The sequence below is a fragment of the Streptomyces sp. NPDC087300 genome (assembly GCF_044744425.1).
Lineage (GTDB): Bacteria > Actinomycetota > Actinomycetes > Streptomycetales > Streptomycetaceae > Streptomyces.
The window spans coordinates 656945-676014 of the sequence record NZ_JBIUYI010000001.1; the positions used below are offsets into that span (position 1 = coordinate 656945).

At 71.8% G+C, this 19070-nt stretch carries 19 protein-coding genes and 1 pseudogene; 12 read left to right on the plus strand and 8 right to left on the minus strand.

Annotated features, from left to right (window positions below; translation table 11 throughout):
* Nucleotides 1-237: 237 nt before the first annotated feature.
* Nucleotides 238-615 (minus strand): annotated as a pseudogene (locus ACIO9J_RS02760) (glycosyltransferase); the annotation flags it as partial.
* A 121-nt stretch (nt 616-736) separates the two neighbouring features.
* Nucleotides 737-1624, minus strand: a complete 888-nt coding sequence (locus ACIO9J_RS02765) for a helix-turn-helix domain-containing protein (RefSeq protein WP_401991403.1) — start codon at nt 1622-1624, stop codon at nt 737-739.
* 196 nt (nt 1625-1820) lie between these two features.
* On the opposite strand from ACIO9J_RS02765, the gene ACIO9J_RS02770 reads away from it, so the two are divergent.
* A complete protein-coding gene (locus ACIO9J_RS02770; protein ID WP_401991405.1) occupies nt 1821-2639 on the plus strand; it encodes an SDR family oxidoreductase in 819 nt (272 codons plus the stop codon).
* Between the two features lie 226 nt (nt 2640-2865).
* On the opposite strand, the gene ACIO9J_RS02775 is transcribed toward ACIO9J_RS02770, so the two are convergent.
* Nucleotides 2866-4428, minus strand: a complete 1563-nt coding sequence (locus ACIO9J_RS02775; RefSeq protein ID WP_401991408.1) for a hypothetical protein — start codon at nt 4426-4428, stop codon at nt 2866-2868.
* 90 nt (nt 4429-4518) lie between these two features.
* Between ACIO9J_RS02775 and ACIO9J_RS02780 the strand changes: the two genes are divergently transcribed.
* From ACIO9J_RS02780 to ACIO9J_RS02790, 3 genes are read left to right on the plus strand one after another with little or no spacing between them, the layout of a single operon-like run.
* Nucleotides 4519-5154, plus strand: a complete 636-nt coding sequence (locus ACIO9J_RS02780; protein ID WP_401991411.1) for a hypothetical protein — start codon at nt 4519-4521, stop codon at nt 5152-5154.
* Nucleotides 5055-5438, plus strand: a complete 384-nt coding sequence (locus ACIO9J_RS02785) for a BlaI/MecI/CopY family transcriptional regulator (protein ID WP_401991414.1) — start codon at nt 5055-5057, stop codon at nt 5436-5438. The genes ACIO9J_RS02780 and ACIO9J_RS02785 overlap by 100 nt, the downstream gene beginning before the upstream one ends.
* Nucleotides 5435-6331: a M56 family metallopeptidase gene (locus ACIO9J_RS02790; protein WP_401991417.1), complete on the plus strand. Its 897-nt coding sequence runs from the start codon at nt 5435-5437 to the stop codon at nt 6329-6331. Before ACIO9J_RS02785 ends, ACIO9J_RS02790 begins: the two co-directional genes overlap by 4 nt.
* Before the next feature lie 45 nt (nt 6332-6376).
* Here ACIO9J_RS02790 and ACIO9J_RS02795 read toward each other — a convergent pair whose 3' ends face one another.
* Complete coding sequence (locus ACIO9J_RS02795; protein ID WP_401991420.1) at nt 6377-7252, minus strand: NAD(P)-dependent oxidoreductase; 876 nt, start codon at nt 7250-7252, stop codon at nt 6377-6379.
* 48 nt (nt 7253-7300) lie between these two features.
* Here ACIO9J_RS02795 and ACIO9J_RS02800 point away from each other — a divergent pair, with 48 nt between their 5' ends.
* From ACIO9J_RS02800 to ACIO9J_RS02815, 4 genes are all read left to right on the plus strand, one after another.
* Nucleotides 7301-7708: a MerR family transcriptional regulator gene (locus tag ACIO9J_RS02800; protein WP_401991423.1), complete on the plus strand. Its 408-nt coding sequence runs from the start codon at nt 7301-7303 to the stop codon at nt 7706-7708.
* Nucleotides 7709-7856: 148 nt separating this feature from the next.
* Nucleotides 7857-8897 carry an iron-siderophore ABC transporter substrate-binding protein gene (locus tag ACIO9J_RS02805; protein ID WP_401991426.1) on the plus strand — a complete coding sequence of 347 codons (1041 nt, stop codon included), beginning with the start codon at nt 7857-7859 and terminating at the stop codon, nt 8895-8897.
* 124 nt (nt 8898-9021) lie between these two features.
* Nucleotides 9022-9987: a FecCD family ABC transporter permease gene (locus tag ACIO9J_RS02810; RefSeq protein WP_401993021.1), complete on the plus strand. Its 966-nt coding sequence runs from the start codon at nt 9022-9024 to the stop codon at nt 9985-9987.
* Nucleotides 9984-11051 (plus strand): FecCD family ABC transporter permease, encoded by a 1068-nt coding sequence (locus ACIO9J_RS02815; protein WP_401991429.1) that lies wholly within the window; start codon nt 9984-9986, stop codon nt 11049-11051. The genes ACIO9J_RS02810 and ACIO9J_RS02815 overlap by 4 nt, the downstream gene beginning before the upstream one ends.
* Before the next feature lie 30 nt (nt 11052-11081).
* Here the strand turns inward: ACIO9J_RS02815 and ACIO9J_RS02820 are convergent, their stop codons facing one another.
* Nucleotides 11082-12134: a Clp protease N-terminal domain-containing protein gene (locus tag ACIO9J_RS02820; protein WP_401991432.1), complete on the minus strand. Its 1053-nt coding sequence runs from the start codon at nt 12132-12134 to the stop codon at nt 11082-11084.
* A gap of 266 nt (nt 12135-12400) precedes the next feature.
* Between ACIO9J_RS02820 and ACIO9J_RS02825 the strand changes: the two genes are divergently transcribed.
* From ACIO9J_RS02825 to ACIO9J_RS02835, 3 genes are all read left to right on the plus strand, one after another.
* Nucleotides 12401-12952: a hypothetical protein gene (locus ACIO9J_RS02825; RefSeq protein ID WP_401991435.1), complete on the plus strand. Its 552-nt coding sequence runs from the start codon at nt 12401-12403 to the stop codon at nt 12950-12952.
* 133 nt (nt 12953-13085) lie between these two features.
* Complete coding sequence (locus ACIO9J_RS02830) at nt 13086-13433, plus strand: SsgA family sporulation/cell division regulator (protein WP_401991438.1); 348 nt, start codon at nt 13086-13088, stop codon at nt 13431-13433.
* 117 nt (nt 13434-13550) lie between these two features.
* On the plus strand, nt 13551-15209 hold the full coding sequence (locus ACIO9J_RS02835; RefSeq protein ID WP_401991440.1) for an FMN-binding glutamate synthase family protein: 1659 nt from the start codon (nt 13551-13553) through the stop codon (nt 15207-15209).
* Between the two features lie 143 nt (nt 15210-15352).
* On the opposite strand, the gene ACIO9J_RS02840 is transcribed toward ACIO9J_RS02835, so the two are convergent.
* From ACIO9J_RS02840 to ACIO9J_RS02850, 3 genes are all read right to left on the minus strand, one after another.
* Nucleotides 15353-16627, minus strand: coding sequence for a hypothetical protein (locus ACIO9J_RS02840; RefSeq protein WP_401991443.1), 1275 nt, complete (start codon nt 16625-16627; stop codon nt 15353-15355).
* 137 nt (nt 16628-16764) lie between these two features.
* The gene (locus ACIO9J_RS02845) at nt 16765-17307 is read right to left on the minus strand and encodes a hypothetical protein (RefSeq protein ID WP_401991446.1); all 543 of its coding nucleotides are present in this window, start codon (nt 17305-17307) and stop codon (nt 16765-16767) included.
* A 165-nt stretch (nt 17308-17472) separates the two neighbouring features.
* Nucleotides 17473-17793 (minus strand): hypothetical protein, encoded by a 321-nt coding sequence (locus ACIO9J_RS02850; RefSeq protein WP_401991449.1) that lies wholly within the window; start codon nt 17791-17793, stop codon nt 17473-17475.
* Nucleotides 17794-18093: 300 nt separating this feature from the next.
* Here ACIO9J_RS02850 and ACIO9J_RS02855 point away from each other — a divergent pair, with 300 nt between their 5' ends.
* Nucleotides 18094-19017, plus strand: a complete 924-nt coding sequence (locus tag ACIO9J_RS02855; protein ID WP_401991451.1) for a LysR family transcriptional regulator — start codon at nt 18094-18096, stop codon at nt 19015-19017.
* Nucleotides 19018-19070: the final 53 nt, after the last annotated feature.

The window sequence follows — 19070 nt, forward strand, 5'->3', positions numbered from 1 at the left end:
CGGGCTGAAGCCGTGCAGGACTGGCCAGCCGCGTTGTTCGTAGGCGCGGCGCGCGGCGGCGAGGCTGCGCGGCGGCAGGCCGAGCTGCTTCCTGAGGTCGCGGACGGTGTCGTTGAAGATCCGCTCGATGACGTTGAGGGCGACCTGTCCGGCGAGGCGGTTGCCGGTGCCTCCGAGGGAGCGCGTGGCCGCCATGGGCGGCGGGAAGGCGGCGCTGGGGTAGAAGGGCTGGAGATTCACGCCGATGCTCGGCAGGCTGAGGCCTTCGGCGATGGTGCAGCCGAGCGGCGCCACCGCTCCGGCCAGTACGAGGGCGTCGCTGTCCTCGGCGGCCCGGAGGAACGCGGGCGCCACCTGTGCCGCCGCGTCCTTGGCCATCGACAGGACGTGCAGGAGCTTGCCGGGGCCGGTGCGGCTGCGGTGCAGGCCCTGCCCCCACTCCGAGTGCAGGACCGCGTGCGGGTCGACGGGCAGGGCGTGGAAGCCGATGCCCGCGTCGGCCGCCAACCGCGCGAACCGGTCGTGCGTCACCAGGGTCACGTCGTGCCCGGCCGCGGCGAGGCCCGCCCCGAGCCCGGTGAACGGAGCCACGTCGCCTCGGGAACCCACAGTCATGATCGCTACCCGCACAGGGCCAGTATGGCGACATCGCCACCGTGAGATGGCGGAACGCCAGCACGGGGCCGGATGACTCGCCCCCGCCGTCGCGCCCACACCATGCCGGGCGGCGACTGCCTCACACCGTCGAACTGTCCAAGGACAACGCCCTCTTGGGGGTACCCGCGCGCTGAGACGCCGTCAGGGTGGCGAGGGCCAGCTGGGAAGGGGTGTCCTGTTCGGCCGCGTACGTGACCAGGGACTGTCCGTCCTGGCCGGGCAGGCGCAGCGTTTCGCGGCGCAGGGTCAGCACACCGGCCGTGGGATGGCGCAGCCGTTCGACGCCGTGGGCGTGCTCGCCCACGTGGTGTTCGGCCCAGAGGGTGCGGAAGTCCTCGCTGCGCACCGACAGTTCGCCGAGCAGCTCGCAGAGCCGGTCGTCGCAGGGGTGCCGGCCCAGGTCCACGCGCAGGGCGGCGACGGTGCCGCGCGCGGTCTCCTCCCACGCCTCGCGGTCCGCGTACAGGCCACGTACGGCCGGGTCGAGGAAGGTCAGCCAGGCCACGTTGCGCTGTCCGGGCGGCAGGGCGTCGACGTCGGTGAAGAGCGCTCGGGCCGCCGGGTTGGCGCCCAGGACGTCGAGTCGGCGGCCCAGCACGTACGCGGGTACCTCGCCGAGCGCCGTGAGCAGGACCCGTACGCCCGTCCTGACCGTCTGCGGGAGCGGTGGCGTCGAGGCCGGGTGGTGCAGGGCGCGGGTGAGGTGGCCCAGATGCGCGCGTTCGGCCTCATCCAGGCGCAGGGCCCTGGCGACGGCGTCCAGGACGTTGTCGGAGACGTTGTGGGTGCGGCCCTGTTCGAGCCGTACGTAGTAGTCGACGCTGACCCCCGCCAGGTCCGCCAGCTCCTCCCGGCGCAGGCCCGGCACGCGTCGGCGGCCGCCGAACGGACGTACGCCGAGGTCCTCCGGCCGCAGCCGGGCGCGGCGGGAGCGGAGGAACGCGGAGAGCTCGGTGCGGAAGTCCATGGATCAAGTGTCCGCCACAGGGTGGTTCTGCCGGACCCAGGGTCGAGCCGGGCCCTGGGTGGGCGCGTGGATCTCTCGCAGAGTCGGTGACGCAAGACGTCGCGGGACCGGCGACAGACGTCGGTACTCGTACTCGCGCTTACACCCGTACTTGCACTCGTATTCCTGACCACACCCGCACTCTGGGGAGATCACCATGACCACGCCGACCGTCACCACCGGCCAGACCGACACCACCGGACAGACCTGTTCCCCCGCCCGCCCCCTCAGCGGCCGGGTGGCCGTCGTGACCGGAGCCTCCAGCGGTATCGGCGAGGCCACCGCGCGCGAACTGGCCGCCCACGGTGCGCACGTCGCTCTGCTGGCCCGGCGCGCCGACCGCCTGGCGGAGCACGTGGCCCGGATCGAGGCGGCCGGCGGCACCGCCCTGGCCCTGCCGACCGACGTGACCGACCCCGCGTCCCTCGCCGCGGCCGCCGTCGGCATCCGCGCCCGCCTCGGCCGCGTCGACCTCGTCGTCAACAACGCCGGGCTCGCCCTGCCCGACCTCCTGGACGGGTCCGCGGGCGCCAACTGGCAGCGGATGATCGACGTGAACGTCACCGGCGCGTTCGCCGTCGTGGAGGCGTTCGTCCCCGACCTGCTCGCGGCGGCGGCCGAGCGCGGCCACGCGGACCTGGTCAACATCTCCTCCGCGGCCGCCCGGTCCGTCCTGCCCGGCTTCGCGGGGTACGCCGCCTCCAAGGCCGCCTTCAGCCACCTCTCCCGCAATCTGCGGGCCCAGTTGAGCCCCGCCGACGTACGCGTGACGAACATCGAACCCGGCGCCGTCGACACCGAGTTCCGCGACCACATCGACGACCCGGCCATCAGCGCCGCCGTCAAGGAGGCCATCGGCTCCATCGAAGCCATCCCCTCCGGACAGGACGTCGCCGAACTCATCGCCTTCGCCGTCGGACGCCCGCGCCACGTCAACCTGTCCCAGATCTCGGTGCTCCCCACACGGGAGGCGTAGCCGCACGTCGCTCGTTCGGCTGGAACCGGCCGGGCCGCGGGTCGGTGGAGAACAGTTGGGTCCACCCCGACCAGGGCACCGTGACCCTGACGCTGACTCCGACGTCCGAGTGCGAGTACACGGGGTGGGCGGAGCCACACGCTCGGCCCTCCCCGCGAAGCTCTCCGGCTGGTGGGTCGCGGACTGACCTGAGTACCCTCCGGCCGGACACCCTCCCGTACGGCCGCTACCGCGGTGGAGCGACCGAGGCCGTCAGCGGGCCGAGGCCGTGCTGCCGCCAGTGCTTGGCGTAGCCGGGTGGGTCGCCGCCCTGTTCGGCGAGGGCGGCCACGGGGGTGTGCCGCGCGGCGCGGATGACGGCCGCGCGCGTCATGTTGGCGTTGTGCCCGTGCGTGTGGCCTGACGCGCATCCGGCGTAGTACGCGATCGGGATGGCGTCGTGCCCGGTGAGCAGGCACGGGGGTCGTACGCCGAGGCGGTGCAGCTCGGCGGCGGCTCGGGCGTAGCCGCTGCCGGCGGCGTCGGTGCGGTCCACGACGTCCTCCAACACCGCGTACTGCACGGCGAGATGACCGGCGAGGCCAAGGGCCACCAGCAGCACGACGAGCGGGCGCCGGGCCTCGCTCGCGCCGCCCACCAGGTGACTGAGCACGTCCGCGATCGGCACGGCGAGCAGCGCGTAGGCGGGGAGCAGGAAGCGGGGCGCCGCGTAGCCGATGAGGAACAGGTAGGGCACCGCGGCCGAGCCCGCGCAGAGCAGCGTCAGGACCGGCGCCGCCGCGCGTCGCCGCCTCAGCGCCACGACGACGGCGCACGCCGCGAGGGCCGGGATAGCCAACCACCAGGCGACCAGGGGCACATCGGGCAGGGGCCCGGTGCAGGGGCGGCACAGGGGGCGACCGCCGAGGCCGCGCAGTTGGTCGTCCACCGCGAGGTGCCACCCGAGGCCGCCCTGGATCCGGGACCCCGCGGCCAGCCGGGCCATCGGGCCGCCGTAGTGGAGATAGGCCTCGACGATCCACTGCGCGGCCCCCGCCGCGAGGCCCCCGGCCAACGCCGCGAGGAGGCGCCACGAGCGCCAGCGGCGTACGCCGACCAGGGCGATGCCCAGGGGCAGGCAGACCCACACCGCGTCGGTCGGCCGCATCAGCGCCATCAGAGCCGCGCCCGCCGCCATCCCCCACTCGGCCGCGGAGCCGCCCCGGCCGGCCTGGCCATGGCGGTCAGCCTGCTCGTGGCGGTCACCCCGGCCGTGGCGGTCGCGCTGAGCCCGCAGGAAGCAGCCGACCGTCACCAACGCACCTACCGCGACCCAGTAGTTCGGCATCGCCTGCGGGCCGTAGAAGACCGTCACCCACAGCGAGGCGAAGAGGGCGGCGGCCAGCGCGAGTGTCCGTGGCGCGAGGAGGCCGCGCCAGACCCGCAGGGCGAGATACAGGCCGAGTCCGGACAGCAGCGCCAGATACACCCGCAACAGCGTGGTGGAGGTGGACCAGGAGGCGACCGGGGCCACCAGCAGGGAGACGCCGCGAGCGCGCGGTGCGCTGAAGTACGCCGCCGGTGCCTGCGGGCCGACCTGGCTGACGTAGACCGTCTCATCCCAGCCGAGGCCCAACCCGTGCGCGACCAAAAGCAGTTGGGCTACGACGAACGCGCTCACCACCCACATGAGCCCGCCCCCGTGCTCCTCTCCCCCGTCACCCGCGGACCCCGTATCGGGCGCTTGCCGCCGTCCGCCCCGCGAGAACACCGCGGTCCGGGAGAACACCGCGCCGGTGAATGCGGCCATCACCACCCACCCCCTCACCCCACAAGCTGTAGGGTTCCCTCACCCTACAAGGCGTAGGGGTAGGCCGGGAGAGCGAAAGGAGGGGCGGTCATGCGCGAAACGCTTCCGCATGCCGTGCCCTGCACGCCGGGGCCTCATCGCGCGGAGGTCATGGAGATCCGGCCGGGCGACGGACAGATCCTGCTGCGGATGTCCCTCACCGGCACCGAGGCCGAACAGGCCGACCTCGTACTGGAGATCAGGGGCGGCGGCACCGAACTCCGCCTGCCCGCGCGCGGGTTCGGCACCCGCTTCGAGGTGGGCATCCCGTTGCGCCCCCTGGCCGCCCGCCCCGGCATCGAGTGCGCGGGCATTCCCGGTGTCGCACGCGAGTGGATCTGGGATCTCCACCTCTCCCCCGACGCCGGCGGCGACCGGCTGCGTCTGGGCAGGCACTTCGGCGGTGCGAGAGGCAGGAAGGCCAGCTACGCCTATCCGCCGCAGCGCGCCGAAGACGTCTGGGTGAAGCCGTACTTCACGGTCGGGGAGAACCTCTCGATCCGCTGCCACCCGCGCTTCCGCCGGGCCACCGCACTTCGCGCCGTCGGCCGGGCCGCATCCGACCCTACGCGCCGTAAGGTGGAGCCATGGCAGGCACGGTCCCCCGAGGCAGACCCGAACGACGCAGCGCCGGCGAGCTGGAGAGCGAGGTCCTGGCCACCCTGTGGGCCACCGACGCGCCTCTGACGCCGGGCGAGGTCCAGGCCGAGCTCGGCGACGGCCTCGCGTACAACACGGTGCACACCATTCTCCGGCGCCTCTACGACAAAGGTCTCGTCATCCGCGACGCCCACGGCCGTCGGGGCGCCTACCGCCCGGCGAAGAACGCCGCCGAGAGCACGGCGGAGGCCATGCACCAGGCCCTGGACCGCGGCCCTGACCCCATCGCCGCGCTCCAGCAGTTCGTCACCGGACTCAGCGCGGACGAGGAGCGCGCGCTGCGCGACTTCCTCGACGGGAGCCGCCCATGAGGATCGACGTGTACGTGCCTCTCGTCCTGTCCGCGCTGCTCGCCGCGATCAGCCCCGCCATCGGCAGGTACCTGGCGCCCGCACCCGCCACGCGCGCGCTCACGCTCGCCGCCGTCCTCTCCGCGGCGTCCACCACGTGGGCGCTGCTGCTGCTCTCGGCGACGCTCATCACCGAGACCCCGCCCGTCGAGGCGCAGGCCCGCCAGGACGGCCGGCGCCTGGCCGAGCCGGTCCCCGAGACCGTCGCGTACGCCGCCGTCCTGGTCCTCGCCCTCGTCGCGTACCGCCTCCAGCGGGTCCTGCGCGCCCAGCACGCCCTGCGGCGCGCCCAGCGGCGGCTGTGCGAGAGCCATCCGTCCGACGCCGAACTGATCGTCGTGGACTCGGCCGTCGCCGAGGCCTTCGCCGTTCCCGGCGCCCCGGGCCGCATCCTCGCCAGCTCCGCGATGCTCAACGCGCTCGAACCCGCCGAGCGCCGCGTCCTGTTGGCCCATGAGCGCGCCCATCTCACCCACCACCACGCGCTCCTGTCGGTGGCCACCGCACTCGCCTCCGCGGCGAACCCCTTGCTGAAGCGCCTGCACACGACGGTCGCGTTCCTCATCGAGCGCTGGGCGGACGAGCACGCCGCGCACGCCGTCGGCGACCGGGGCACCGCCGCGCGCGCCCTGGCCAGGGCGGCCCTCACGGCCCACAGCACGCGCCCGGCCGACAGGCTGGCCTTCACCGACCACACCGTCACCCGGCGCATAGCGGCGCTCAGGACGTCCCCGCCACCGAACCTCCGAGTGATCGCCGCGCTGGTCCTCGCACTCGGCGCATCCGCGGCCCTCGGCGCCGCCGACGCCACCAACGACCTGGTCGAGCTGTTGGCGCGCGCCCTGCCCTGGTGAGTCCCGGGGGCAGGGCGGGCGCCGCCGGGCCCTCGGCCCGTCACGCTACGGCTTGCTGAACTCCTTTATCAGTACGGGGTATTGCTCACCGCCGTGTCCCGCCGCGATGGCCCGGTCGGCCATGGTCTTGAGCAGTTTCGGCAGGTCGGCGTTCACACCCACCGCCTCGCTCTCCTCGATCAGGTGCTCCATCGCCCGTGCGTCGGTCTCCAGGGCGGAGACCTCGGCGGGGAAGGCTCCGGCGTCGATCTGCTCGGCGTATCCGGGCAGCCACGCGGCGACGCCGGTGGCGATCTCGCGTGCGAAGGGTGCGTACGTCGCGGCGTCGACACCGGCCGTCGCGAGCAGGGCCGTGCCCTGGAGCCAGGCGTTCAGGACGCTCCACATCATGGCCAGGCCCGCCACGTCGTACAGCGAGGCGAGCCCGTGGTCCGCGCCCAGGTAGGTGACCGTGCCGAGCGCTCCGAGCGTCGTCGCGTGGCTCTCGAAGTCCGGCTGCGGGCCGCTGTGCAGGATCATCGCGTCGGCGGTGCCGATGACCGAAGGGATGGCCATGATGGCGCCGTCCAGATAGCGGGCGCCGCGCCGCCCGGTCCATGCGGCGGCCTCTCTGGCCTGTTCCGAGCTGCCCGAGGTCAGATTGATCAGCGTCGCGCCGGCCAACTCGGCCTCGTGCGCGCCGAGCAGCTCGTACAGGGCCGGGTAATCGGTCACGCAGATGACCGTCAGTTCGCCCGCCTTGAGGGCGGCGCCCACGGTCGGGGCCAATTGAGCTCCGTCGGCGACCAGTTGGTCGGCCTTGGCGGAGGTCCTGTTCCACACGGTGGTGGGATGTCCGGCTTTCAGGAACGCGCCGGCGAGCGCCTGGCCCATCAGGCCGAGTCCAATGATGGTCACGGGTGTTTCGTCGCTGTCGGTCATGGCAACATCGTCAACGTTCATACCGGTGTGAAGGTCAAGCGAGGTGCGATGCGGATCGGGGAACTGAGTCGTCGGACGGGAGTCCACACTCATCAACTGCGCTACTACGGGGCCCAGGGGCTGCTGGACGCGGACCGCGGCTCCAACGGCTATCGCGAGTACGACGAGAGCGCGGTGCTGCGCGTGCGGCAGATCCGGCACCTGCTCGGTGCGGGACTGTCGTCCGAGGACATCGCGTACGTCCTGCCGTGTGCGCTCGGCGAGGCCCCGGAGCTGCCCGGGTGCCCCGAGTTGCTGGCCGCGATGCGGTCACGGCTGCAGCGGCTGAACGATCAGATGGCCACGCTCACCCAGTCCCGCGACGCCCTCACCACCTACATCAGCGCGGCGGAGCGTACGGGCGCCGAGAGCTACCCGCCTTTCGACGGCGCCGACTTGGCGCCCGCCGGCGTCTGAGCGAACCGCCGGATGGCCGGTGAGTGCACCACCCGAAGAAGATCCAATAATTCTTAGGATAGGTTAACCTAACCTCCTTGTGCCGGAACGGCTCCTTACCACGCCACCGGCACCTGCTTGCCCTGCCCTCGAAGCCGAAGGACTCAGCATGTCTGTTGCGCGCCGCTTCTCCACGCGACGCCTCGTCGCCGTCCCCGCCGCCCTGTGCCTGGTGCTTCTGGCCGGTGCGTGCGGCAACAGCGCCGAAGAGGACGAGTCCGCAGGCAAATCCGCCGACGGCGCCTACCCGGTGTCCATCAAGAGCGCGCTCGGCACCGCGACCATCAAGAGCGAGCCCAAGCGGATCGTGACGCTGGGCCAGGGCTCGGCGGAGACCGCGATCGCGCTGGGCACCACCCCGGTCGGCGTCGAGGAGTACGCCTGGGGCAGCGACAAGAGCGGCTACCTGCCCTGGGTCCACGAGGCGGTGAAGAAGAAGGGCGACAAGCTGCCCAAGCAGTTCAAGGGCGGCGAGCAGCTGGACATCGAGGCCATCACCGAGCTGCGCCCCGACGTCATCCTGGCGCCCTGGTCCGGGATCACGGCCAAGCAGTACGACGTGCTCAAGGACATCGCCCCCACCGTCGCCTATCCCGACAAGGCGTGGAGCACCGACTGGGACCAGCAGATCAACCTGATCTCGAAGGCGCTCGGCCAGCCCGACAAGGGCACCGAACTGATCGGCACCATCAAGGATCAGCTCGCCGCCGCGGCCAAGAAGCGTCCGCAGTACGCCAAGTACCAGTTCTCCTACATCTACAACTCCGGCCCCGGCACCCTCGGCGTGTTCAGCCCGACCGAGCAGCGCGTGGAGATGGTCAAGTCCCTCGGCCTGAAGGTCGATCCGGTGGTCAAGACGTTCAAGGAGACCAAGGGGACGGACTCGTCGCTGATCGGTCTCGAGAACGCGGACAAGCTCAACAAGAGCGATCTGCTGTTCACCTTCTACAGCGACCCCAAGAACCGCAAGGAGATCGAGTCCCAGCCGCTGTACGCGGCGATGCCCGCGGTGAAGAAGGGCGCCCTGGTGTACAGCGCGGACAACTCGTTCGTGACGGCCTCCTCCATGCTCAACCCGCTGACGGTCCCGTGGAGCATCGAGCGGTACCTGCCGCTCATCGACAAGGTGCTCCCGAAGGCCGGTAAGTAGCAGCGCGGTGGGAGACGTCGAGACGACGCGCCGCCTTCCGGGCGGCGCCACGGCAGGACGCGGCCCCGGCCGCGGTCCTGCCGGCCGGGAGCGCGCGAGGCACGCACGGCTTCCGCTGCCCGTGCTGTTCCTCGTGCTGGCCGCCGCGCTCGCCGCGGCGTGCTTCGCCAGTGTCGCCGTGGGCAGCAAGACCCTGGAGTTCGGCCAGGTGTGGCACGCCGTGACCGTGGGCGGGTCCGACTACGCCACCACCGTGGTGGAGAGCCGGTACCCGCGTACGGTCCTTGGCATCGTGGTCGGCTGCGCGCTGGCCGTGGCCGGGTCCCTCATGCAGGCCGTGACCCGCAATCCGCTCGCCGAGCCCGGCCTGCTCGGCGTCAACACCGGCGCCGCCGCCGGTGTCGTCGCCGCCACCGCGTTCCTCGGGGCGAGCGGCCAGATGCAGATCCTGTTCTGGTCGCTCCCCGGCGCCCTGCTGACGGGGTGCTTCGTCTACCTGATCGGCATGGTCGGCGGCCGGGTGAGCCCGGTGCGGCTCGTGCTCGGCGGCGCGGTCCTGACCGCGGTGCTCACCGCGTTCATCCAGGCGGTCACCCTGAGCCGCCCGCAGACCTTCGACAACTACCGGTTCTGGGTCGTCGGGGCGCTCACGGGCAGGACCTGGGAGGCGGTGTGGACCGTCGTCCCGCTCACCGCCCTCGGCCTGGCCGTCGCGGCCCTCCTGGCGCGGAGCCTGAACGTGGTGGCGCTCGGCGAGGACACCGCGGCCGCGCTCGGCGCGCACCCCGTGCGCGTCAAGGCCGCCGGCCTCCTCACCGCCACGCTGCTGAGCGCCGCCGCCACGGCGGCCGCCGGGCCCATCGCCTTCGTCGGGCTCGCGGTTCCGCATCTGGCCCGCGCCCTGGTCGGCGTCGATCTGCGCAAGCAACTCGCCTGCGGCGCCCTGATCGGCCCCGTCCTCCTGCTCTTCACCGATGTCGTCGGCCGCGTTCTGGTCCGCCCGCAGGAGTTGATGGTGGGCGTGGTCACGGCCTTCGCCGGTGCCCCCGTGCTGCTGCTGGCCGTTCGTCGGATGAGGTCCGTCTCGTGAGTGTCGTCCCGTCGCGCCACGCGCCCCGCCTTGCCCCGGGCCGGCGCCACCTCAAGCTCGGCACGCGCGTCCATCTGCGGGTGCAGGCCCGTGTGTTGTGGGCCGGGGTGTGCCTCGCCGTGCTGCTCGTGGGCGCCTGCGTGCTCTCGCTGACCGTCGGACGTCTGGGGATCCCGCTCGCCGCCCTGCCGGACACGCTCACCGGCCGGGGCGCCGGCATCGACGCCTTCGTACTGGACAGGCTGCGCGGCCCGCGACTCGTGGTGGCGCTCGCGGCGGGCGGCGCCTTCGGTCTGTCCGGGGCCCTGTTCCAGACGGTGACGCGCAATCCCCTGGGCAGCCCCGACGTGATCGGCATCGCGCCCGGTGCCGGGGCCGGTGCGGCGCTGGTCGCCCTGCTGATGCCGTCCGTGCCGATCGCCTTCGGGGCGCTTGGCGGCGCCGTCCTGGCCATGGCGCTCGTGTACGTCTCCACGGGCACCGGCTTCAGGAACCCCACGCGTCTGGTCATCGCGGGCGTCGCCGTGACCGCGATGGCGACCGCGTTCATCCAGTACATCGTGTACGCGATCGAACGCGATCAGGCCACCGTGCTCAGCTCCTACCTCAACGGCAGCCTGACGGCGCGGTCTTGGAGCGATGCCACCACGGCGGGACTGGTCCTGCTGGTCTGCGCGCCCCTCGCCCTGGCGTTGTCGCGCCCGCTGGCGGCCGCCGAGCTCGGGCAGGACGCCGCGACCTCGCTCGGCGCGGATCCGCGCCGCACCCACACCTGGAGCGTGGTCCTCTCCATCGCGCTGGCGGCCGGTGCGGTGACCGCCGCGGGCCCGATCTCCTTCATCGCGCTCACGGCACCGCAGATCGCCAGACGCCTCACCCGCGGCACCGGCCCGCATCTCGCCCTCTCGGTGCTGACCGGGGCGCTGCTGCTCGTACTGGCCGACGTCGCCGCGCAGAACTCGCCCGTCTTCGAGAAACTGCCGGTCGGCGTGTGGACCATGGCCCTGGGCGGTCTGTATCTGGGCCGGTTGCTGTTCGGGGAGTGGCGCAAGGGTCACGTGTAGGGCCGCCTCGGGAGGCACGCCGCCCCGGGGTCAGGCACCGCCCGTGCCGGTCAGCGCTTCGATCAGCTGTCGGGCCCGGGTCTCCTCGCTCAGGAGGGTCTCGACCAGGGGGCCGGTGCCCGGATCCGTCGAACTCTCCAGGTTCGGGCCCGGCTCCTCGCCGACGTACTCCTCGACCGACCGCGCGTCGGCCGTCAGGCGGGCGCCGGCACCGGCGGTCAGCGCGCCGTACACCGAGGCGTGGTCGATGCCCAGGCGGGCGAGGCGCTCGCCGCCCGAGTACCGGGCCTCGTGGCCAGGGGCGCTCTCGCGCGCCAGATGCGGATACGTGCGCGCGACCTCGTGGGTGGCAAGGACCGCGAGCAGCACGTGCTCCGTACCCACCACGTCGTCACCGAGCCGCCGCGCCTGCTCGTAGGTCTCCAGCCTGACCCAACTGGACGGCAGGGAAGCCCAGTTGATGCCGCTGAACCGAACCGTCCAGCGCGTCCAGAGCGGCATCCGGCGGTAGTGGTCGCGGCCGAGGAGCATGTCGCGGGTGGCGTGCAGGAGCGGGCCTAGGCTGTCCTCCTCGCCGCCGGGGCCACTCGTGGGGTCGCCCTCGGGGCCGCCATCTAGCCCCTCGCCCACGGCCTGCGGGGTGAGACCGCAGGCGGCCAGCAGCTCCACGGCCCGGTTGTCCTCCTCCAGCAGCCCCCGCAGCAGATGTTCCGCGCCGAACTTCTTCGCGCCTTCCCGCCGCGCGTGCGTCATCGCCGAGGTCAGCGCTCGGGCCGCGGCGCCCGTGAAGTGGCTGCGCCCGTCGCCGTCCTCCCCCAGGACGTCCTTCGAGACGACGGTCGTCGCCGAGTCGTCGTCGGCGCTCCAGGCGTCGTCCCCGTGCGCCCTGTCCCGCAGGACGGTGAGCAGCACGGTCCTGGTGACCCCTTGGGCCGCGAGTGCTCCGCGGGCGGGCCCCTTGGCCGTGGTGAGCCCCGCGAGGAGATGCTCGGTGCCCGTCGCCGCCCCGGCGTCCGGCCTCGCGCCCCGCGCGGCCCCCAGAATTCCCACGACGTTCCAGTCCGGCGACTTGATCGCTTCCATGCGGCCTTTCTCTTCCTTCCCGTTCTTCTTTCCTTCTTCCCGCCTGCCTGCTCAACAGCCTCTCCGACTGTGGCGGGTGACCGCGTCGCTCCGCAGAGGGATCCGCTTCTGCACCCTGGGATATACCTCCGCGCGTTCTCCTGGCACGGCCGCCATAGGGACCGGCTATGGGCGCATCAACAGGATGCCTCTACCCCGGCACGTCGTTCGCCCCAAGGCTGGCCACAAAGCTGGACACACGGCATCGAATGCTAAGGATTGCGCCCATGTTCGACAGGTGGAATGTGTGGGACGTAGTGCCGGACGGCGACCGGCGGCAGTGGCTGCTGGAACCGTTCGAGCGCGTCGGCCCACTGCGTTTCGGCATGCGCCCTGGCGAGGTGACCGCGGCGCTCGGCGGCATCACGGCGAATCCCCAGCACCACACGCGTGCGGCCTTGTCACGGAACACGTACGGCACGGTCAGAGGGGAATGCTGGGGTCTGGGGCTGACATTCCACTACGGCCTCGACGAAAGACTCCGGGGAATCTCGGCCGACGCCCTGAAAGGCCCTCAGATCCTCGCGGACGGAATGGCGTTGGTCGGGCGGACACCCTCCGTGATCGAGCAATGGATGATCGAGCGCGCCGAGGACCACGAGCCCTTCACCGAGCTCTTCTACGTCAATCTCGGTGAGCCCGCGTCGCGGAGCCTCGGCGTGGTGATCTGCGTGCAGCGGGCGGGCGACCGGCTGCTCACGCGGCCGGTGTTCCTCCCCGCCGAGGGCATGGAAGCGCCGTTGCGGTATCTCCCCGCCGAAGCCTGGACGCTCCATTGACCCACCACCGGATCAACCGCCGCCAGACCGGCCGGCATCGGATCAACTGCCGCCGGATCAACTGCCGCCGGATCAACCGCCGTCGAACCAACTGCCGGTACCGAGCATTCATCCCCGTGGAGGGAGAACCACCGTGCCCAAAGCGTGCGCGCAGACCATCTTCGCCGGCCATCGCACGGCCCCGGGCAAGCGGCCCGTCGACGTCCTGGTGACCGCGTCCTGCCGTGCCGACGAGCCTTGGTCCATACGTCTTTCCTGCGTCGACGAGCAGGCCCGCGAGATCGACACCTGGAGCTTCTCCCGCGGTGCGCTCTTCGACGGCCTGACCGGTTCCGTCACCAGGGGCGGCGTCACCGTCCAGCCGTTCGGCTTCGCCTTGCTGTTCTTCCTGAACAGCGGGCCCGCCCGCCGCTCCCTCGTCCAGCTCGACCGGGCCGAGGTCGCCTCGTTCCTCGTACGGCTCATCATTTCCGGCGCCTGAAGGGAAAGCGGGAGAAACGCCTATGGACCCATAGCCCGAAGCGGTCTTCCGCGTCGTGCGGGCACGGCGGAAAGGTGTGGATGTCCCTATCCGTCCGACGAGGACTGAATCACACCCATGAAACCCTTCCCCTACACGGTCCGGTATTCCGCCCTTCTCGGGGTGGTCGCCATCGCCGTACTGAGCAGCCTGCTCGCCGTTTCCGTATCGCCGTGGTGGTGGACGGCGTCTGCGGTCTTCTCGGCGCTTTCCCTCCGCGGCCTCCGCGACATGTGCCAGCGGCGCCACGCGGTCCTGCGGAACTATCCCCTGCTGGGGCATCTGCGTTTCTGGATGGAGCGGCTGCGCCCGGGAGTCCGGCAGTACTTCATCGAGTCGAGTCTGGACGGCCGGCCGTTCTCGCGCGATGTGCGCAGCCTTGTGTACCAGCGGGCCAAGGGCGAATCGGCGCAGAAGGCCTTCGGTACCGAGCGGGACGTCTACTCCACCGGCCACGAGTTCTTCGTGACGTCGATGGCGCCCGAGCCGGTCGTCGAAACACCCTTCACCGTGCGCGTGGGCGGTCCGGACTGCCTGAAGCCCTACGACATGGCGCTCCTGAACGTGTCCGCGATGAGCTTCGGGGCGCTCTCCGGCAACGCGGTCCGCGCCTTGAACGAGGGAGCGCGCCAGGGCCGCTTCGCCCACGACACCGGTGAGGGCGGTCTGTCCGAGCATCATCTGGCCGGTGGCGGCGACCTGATCTGGCAGATCGGGACCGGCTACTTCGGCTGCCGTACGCCCGAAGGGCGCTTCGACGCCGCGCAGTTCACGACGACCGCCTCCCAGACCCACGTGAAATGCATCTTGCTGAAACTGTCGCAGGGCGCGAAGCCGGGCATGGGCGGCGTGCTGCCCGGCGCCAAGGTGAACGCGGAGGTCGCCAGGGCACGGGGCGTAGCCCCCGGGGAGACCGTCGCGTCGCCGGCCTGGCACCCCGACTGCCGCACCCCCAGGGAACTCGTCCGCTTCGTCGCCTACTTGCGTACCCTCTCGCTCGGCAAGCCCGTCGGCATCAAGCTGTGCGTCGGGTCGCGCCACCAAGTTCTGGCCCTCTGCAAGGCGATGCTGGCGGAAGAATCGGCTCCGGACTTCATCGTGGTCGACGGAGCCGAAGGCGGGACCGGTGCGGCGCCCCTCGAATTCACCGACCAGCTGGGCATGCCGCTGACCGACGGCCTGATCACCCTGCACAACGCCCTGGTGGGCACCGGCTTGCGCGAACACGTCAAGGTGGGCGCCAGCGGCAAGATCGCCACGGGCGGCGACATCGTCAGCCGGCTCGTCCAGGGGGCCGACTTCACCAACTCGGCACGCGCGATGCTGCTCGCCATCGGCTGCATCCAGGCCCAGCAGTGCCACTCCAACGACTGCCCGACCGGCGTCGCCACCCAGGACTCCCGGCGCGCGCGGGCCCTGCACGTGGGCGACAAGGCGCAGCGCGTGCGGCGTTACCAGCAGGCGACCGCGCGCAGCGCCCAGCAGATCATGGCCACGCTGGGGATCCAGCACCCCGACGAGCTGCACCCCGGCATGCTCCGGCGCCGCATGGACACCGGCATCACCTGCTCCTACTTCGAGCTCTACGAATGGCTCGACCACGGAGAACTCCTCGTCAGCCCGCCCGCCTCCTGGGTGGTCGACTGGGCCCACGCGCACCCCGACACGTTCACTCCCGTCCAGTGGCATCCGAGGGCACGGCTGCGGCCCCAACTGCCGGGCGGCCAGACGTTCTAGGCGATGGCGAGCGACCGCCTGCGGGTGGCTTCGTCCATGTCCTCCTTGGAGGATGTCCTCGGAGCATGTCCTCCGAGCATGTACGAAGCCACCCGCTTCCTCAGGTCGGGAGCTCACGCCCCCTTGGCCGCCTCAGGGCCCCGTCACGTTTCCTCGCGGCCCCTGCGGGCGCGGCCGGCGACGGCGAGGGTGGCCCCCAGAGCGAGCAGGGTGCCGCCCGCGCCGAGGGCCCAGCTCGTGGCGGCGTCGTTGCCGGTCCTCGCCAGTTCACGGCCGTGGGGCGTGGCGGGGGCGCCGGCCGGGGCGTGCGCCTGCGGTGCTCCCAGGGCCGCGGAGTGTTCCGAGACCGGGGCAGTGCCGGGAGTCCCCGGGCCGGGGACGGGGGCAGGCACGTGTGCGGACCCGGGGTCGGGAACCGGCGCGGGCTCGGGATCGGGCGCGGGATCCGGCGCAGGGTCGGGCGCGGGCTTGGGATCCGGATCGGGTGCGGGATCGGGCGCGGGCTCAGGGTTCGGGTCGGGGGCGGGCTCCGGGTCGGGGTCAGGCGCGGGCTCCGGGTCCGGGTTCTCGGGGCGTACGATCTGCGATTCCGCCCATTCGTCGATGGGATCATCGTCGTGGTCCGTGTCCGGCCGCACACAGATGTAGAACGTCGTCAGCGGAGCGTCCGAGACGAACCGCAGCCGCATCCGGAAGTCGGTCTGCCCCGGGGGCAGGAGAAGGTCGTCCAGAGGCAGCAGCCCGTACACGTCATCCACGCTGCCAGCGATCTCGAGGCTGACATCGCGCCACGTGCCCCCGACGAGCAACTGAAGGCTCATGTCCCCAGGGACGAGGGACGCACCCGGGTGGGCCGTGATCACCTCGGCCCGCGCGGTGAACTCGGTCCCGCTGATGTCGCGCCCCGTGCGGTTCTCCAGTACGAAGGTGAACTCCCCCCAATCGCCACCCGCCACGAAGGTGTCCGGGACTCCGGTCAGCGTCGTGCGCAGGGTGGCCTCCTTCCGCTCCCCGGCCCGTCCCGCTCCCGCGGTCTTGGGTCTGCCCTCGACGGCCCTATCTGTCGGCACCGCGTCGGGCGCAGCCGCGTCGGGCGAAGCACCCTCGGTCGGCGACGCCCGGTGCTCGGGCGCCGCGGGGGAAGACTGCTCGTGAACGGGAGCGAGGGCGGGGGCCGAAGGCACCTTCGTCGCCGAGGGATCCCCGGCCGACCTCTTCGCCGTCGGCTCCTCCGCAGCCGCTTCCCGCGTCGAGGTTCCGGACTCCCCGGACTCCCCGGGCTCTCCGGACTCCCCGGACTCCGGGTCGGGATCCGGCAGGGAGAGGGACGGCGGGCTCATCTCCTCCGCCGCCGCGGGCGTCGCGGCCAGGATCGTGGGACCGGCTATCGAGACGGCGGCCAGTACCGCCATGCGCATGCGTTTCAAGGAACTGCCAGTTCATCCGTAGTGATGGGGAACGCTCCCACCCTCACCGGAGGCTCTGACCCTTGAGTAGCACCTATGCCCCTATGACCTCATAAGCAGCACTTTTGACCGGATCGCCCGGAGCCGGTTCAGCGGGTGGGCCACGCCTCCGCCGGGAGGAAGAAGTAGGGGTCGTCCATGGCCTCGGACGGCAGGAACACCGGCCGGGAGAGCAGCCGGTCACCCGTACGCTGCAAGGCGATCACCACCCCCAGGGTCCGCGATCCGAGGAGTCCTGGCTCCAGATAGATGAGCTCCAGATCGGGCTTGCGCCGCTCGGAACGGTTGATCATCCACTGCTCAAGCCCGGATGGCGCACGGCCCACCAACCCCCGCCCCGCCGCGGCGACCTGGGGACCCTTGAGGGCGTCGACCGAGATGCCCTGCAACCCGCCCCCGGGGCCGTAGAAGAGCATCAGCCCGAACTCCCGGCAGTCACCCCGCACCGATCCGTACCGGCCCTCGGCCAGCACGGGCCGCGTGTACTGCCGCACGCCGGTCGCGCACTCCCGCAAGGCCCCGGTCACTTCCTCGGGACTCATCCCGAAGCGCAGCGGACCCACGCTCACGAACGGATCCAGGGTCCATTGCCGCCGTGCGCTGTCGGGCAGCGTCTCCCACCAAACGAGCATCCGCGCTCTTCCTCACTCACCATCTCGCTCGTCGGCGCCGCGCCGACGAGCCCCTCCGCGACCAGCCGCGCGGCACGAAGCCCCCGCGCAGGGGCGTTCGACCCATGCGCGGGGGCTCGGTGCGCGGAACGGCGCAGCGACCCCTCCGCTCCGTTCGTCGGCCCGTCAGGCTCGCCGGCCCTCCCTCCCGTACTCGTCCCTGTCGTCCCTGCCATTCATCAGGCCCCCGCCGTCCGTCCGGCCCCTGTCGTTGCGGCCACTGTCGTTCACGCGGTCCAGCCCGCTCGCACTGTCCTGCCCGGCCGTCCGGTCCCTGCCATGCGCTCGGCCCTCATCAGCCCGCCCGTCGGCCGTACCGGACCGCTCGGCGTCCGCGGAGCCGCCCAGGTGATCGTTCACCATCGATGCCACGCCGGCCGGCAGGTGGGCCCCGGCCGCCTGTGCCGCCGCCGCTGCCGCTGCCGCCGCTTCGATCTTGGATGTCATCGTCCGGTCTCCCTCACTGACGCCTTGGTGATCTTGCTCTTGGCCTCAGCCTTCAGCCGGGCGGTGCACACCGGTAGAGACCCTGAAGCGATGCATGCATAGCCCGCGCCTATCGGCCCGAGCCATAGGCCCCGGCTATGACCCATAAACGGAATGCCCACTACCGGTTGCGTGACACCGACTTGAACATGTGGGCATGGAAGCGATCACGCACCGCGTCGCGCTCCTCCGGCGCTGACGGCCCGCAGCCGCCGATGGCCCTTACACCTCGACACACCTCGACCCCTTGGGAAAAGCTCCATGCCGTTGTCCACTCGCATCCCGGATCTCGCCGCTCTCGACCTGCTGCTCAGCGTCGTGGAACTCGGCAGTCTGGGACGGGCCGCGCAGGTCCACTCCATCAGCCAGCCCTCCGCCAGCGCCCGCATCCGGCTACTGGAGAGCCTGGTCGGCGTACCGGTCCTCGAGCGATCCTCGCGCGGTTCGCGGCCCACGCCCGCGGGCAAGCTGATCGCCGCGTGGGCCCAGCACGTGGTCGACGCGGCCCACCGTCTGGACGCGGGGGCCGTCGCGCTGCGGTCGCAGCGCGAGTCGCACCTGAAGGTGGCGGCCAGCCAGACCGTGTCCGACTACTTGTTCCCGCGGTGGCTCGCGGCCCTGCGGGAGCAGAGTCCGGACACCACCGTGACGTTGATGGCGTGCAACTCCCAGGAGGCCGGTGAGGCCGTGCTCGCCGGACGCGCGGACATCGGATTCGTCGAAGGGCCGCGGACCGCCGCGGAGTTCGAGACGCGGGTCGTGGCGCGGGACCGGCTGCTGACCATCGTGGCGCCGCAGCATCCCTGGGCCAGACGGTCCGCGATCACCGTGGACGAGCTGGCGAAGGCCGCGCTGATCCAGCGGGAGGCCGGTTCCGGGACGCGCGCGATCTTCGAGTCCGCCCTCGTGACACGGGTGCCCGCCTGGCAGCCCAGCGTCCTGCTCGACCTGTCGTCGAACACCGCCATCAAGAACGCGGTGGCGGGCGGGGCGGGCGCGGCGGTGCTGAGCTCGCTCGCGGTCCATCGTGAACTGGTCGCCGGATCGCTGACGGCGGTCACGGTCCAGGACTTCGAGGCCCACCGGGCACTGCGGGCCGTGTGGCCCGTCGGCCAGCGTCTCGTGGGCGCGGCCAAGGAGCTGTACGCGATCGCCTGCGGTTCCCTGCCGCGCAAGAGACCATGACCTGGCCCATGGCGTAGGCGTCCGTGCGCACGGGCAGGTCCAGGGGGCCGACG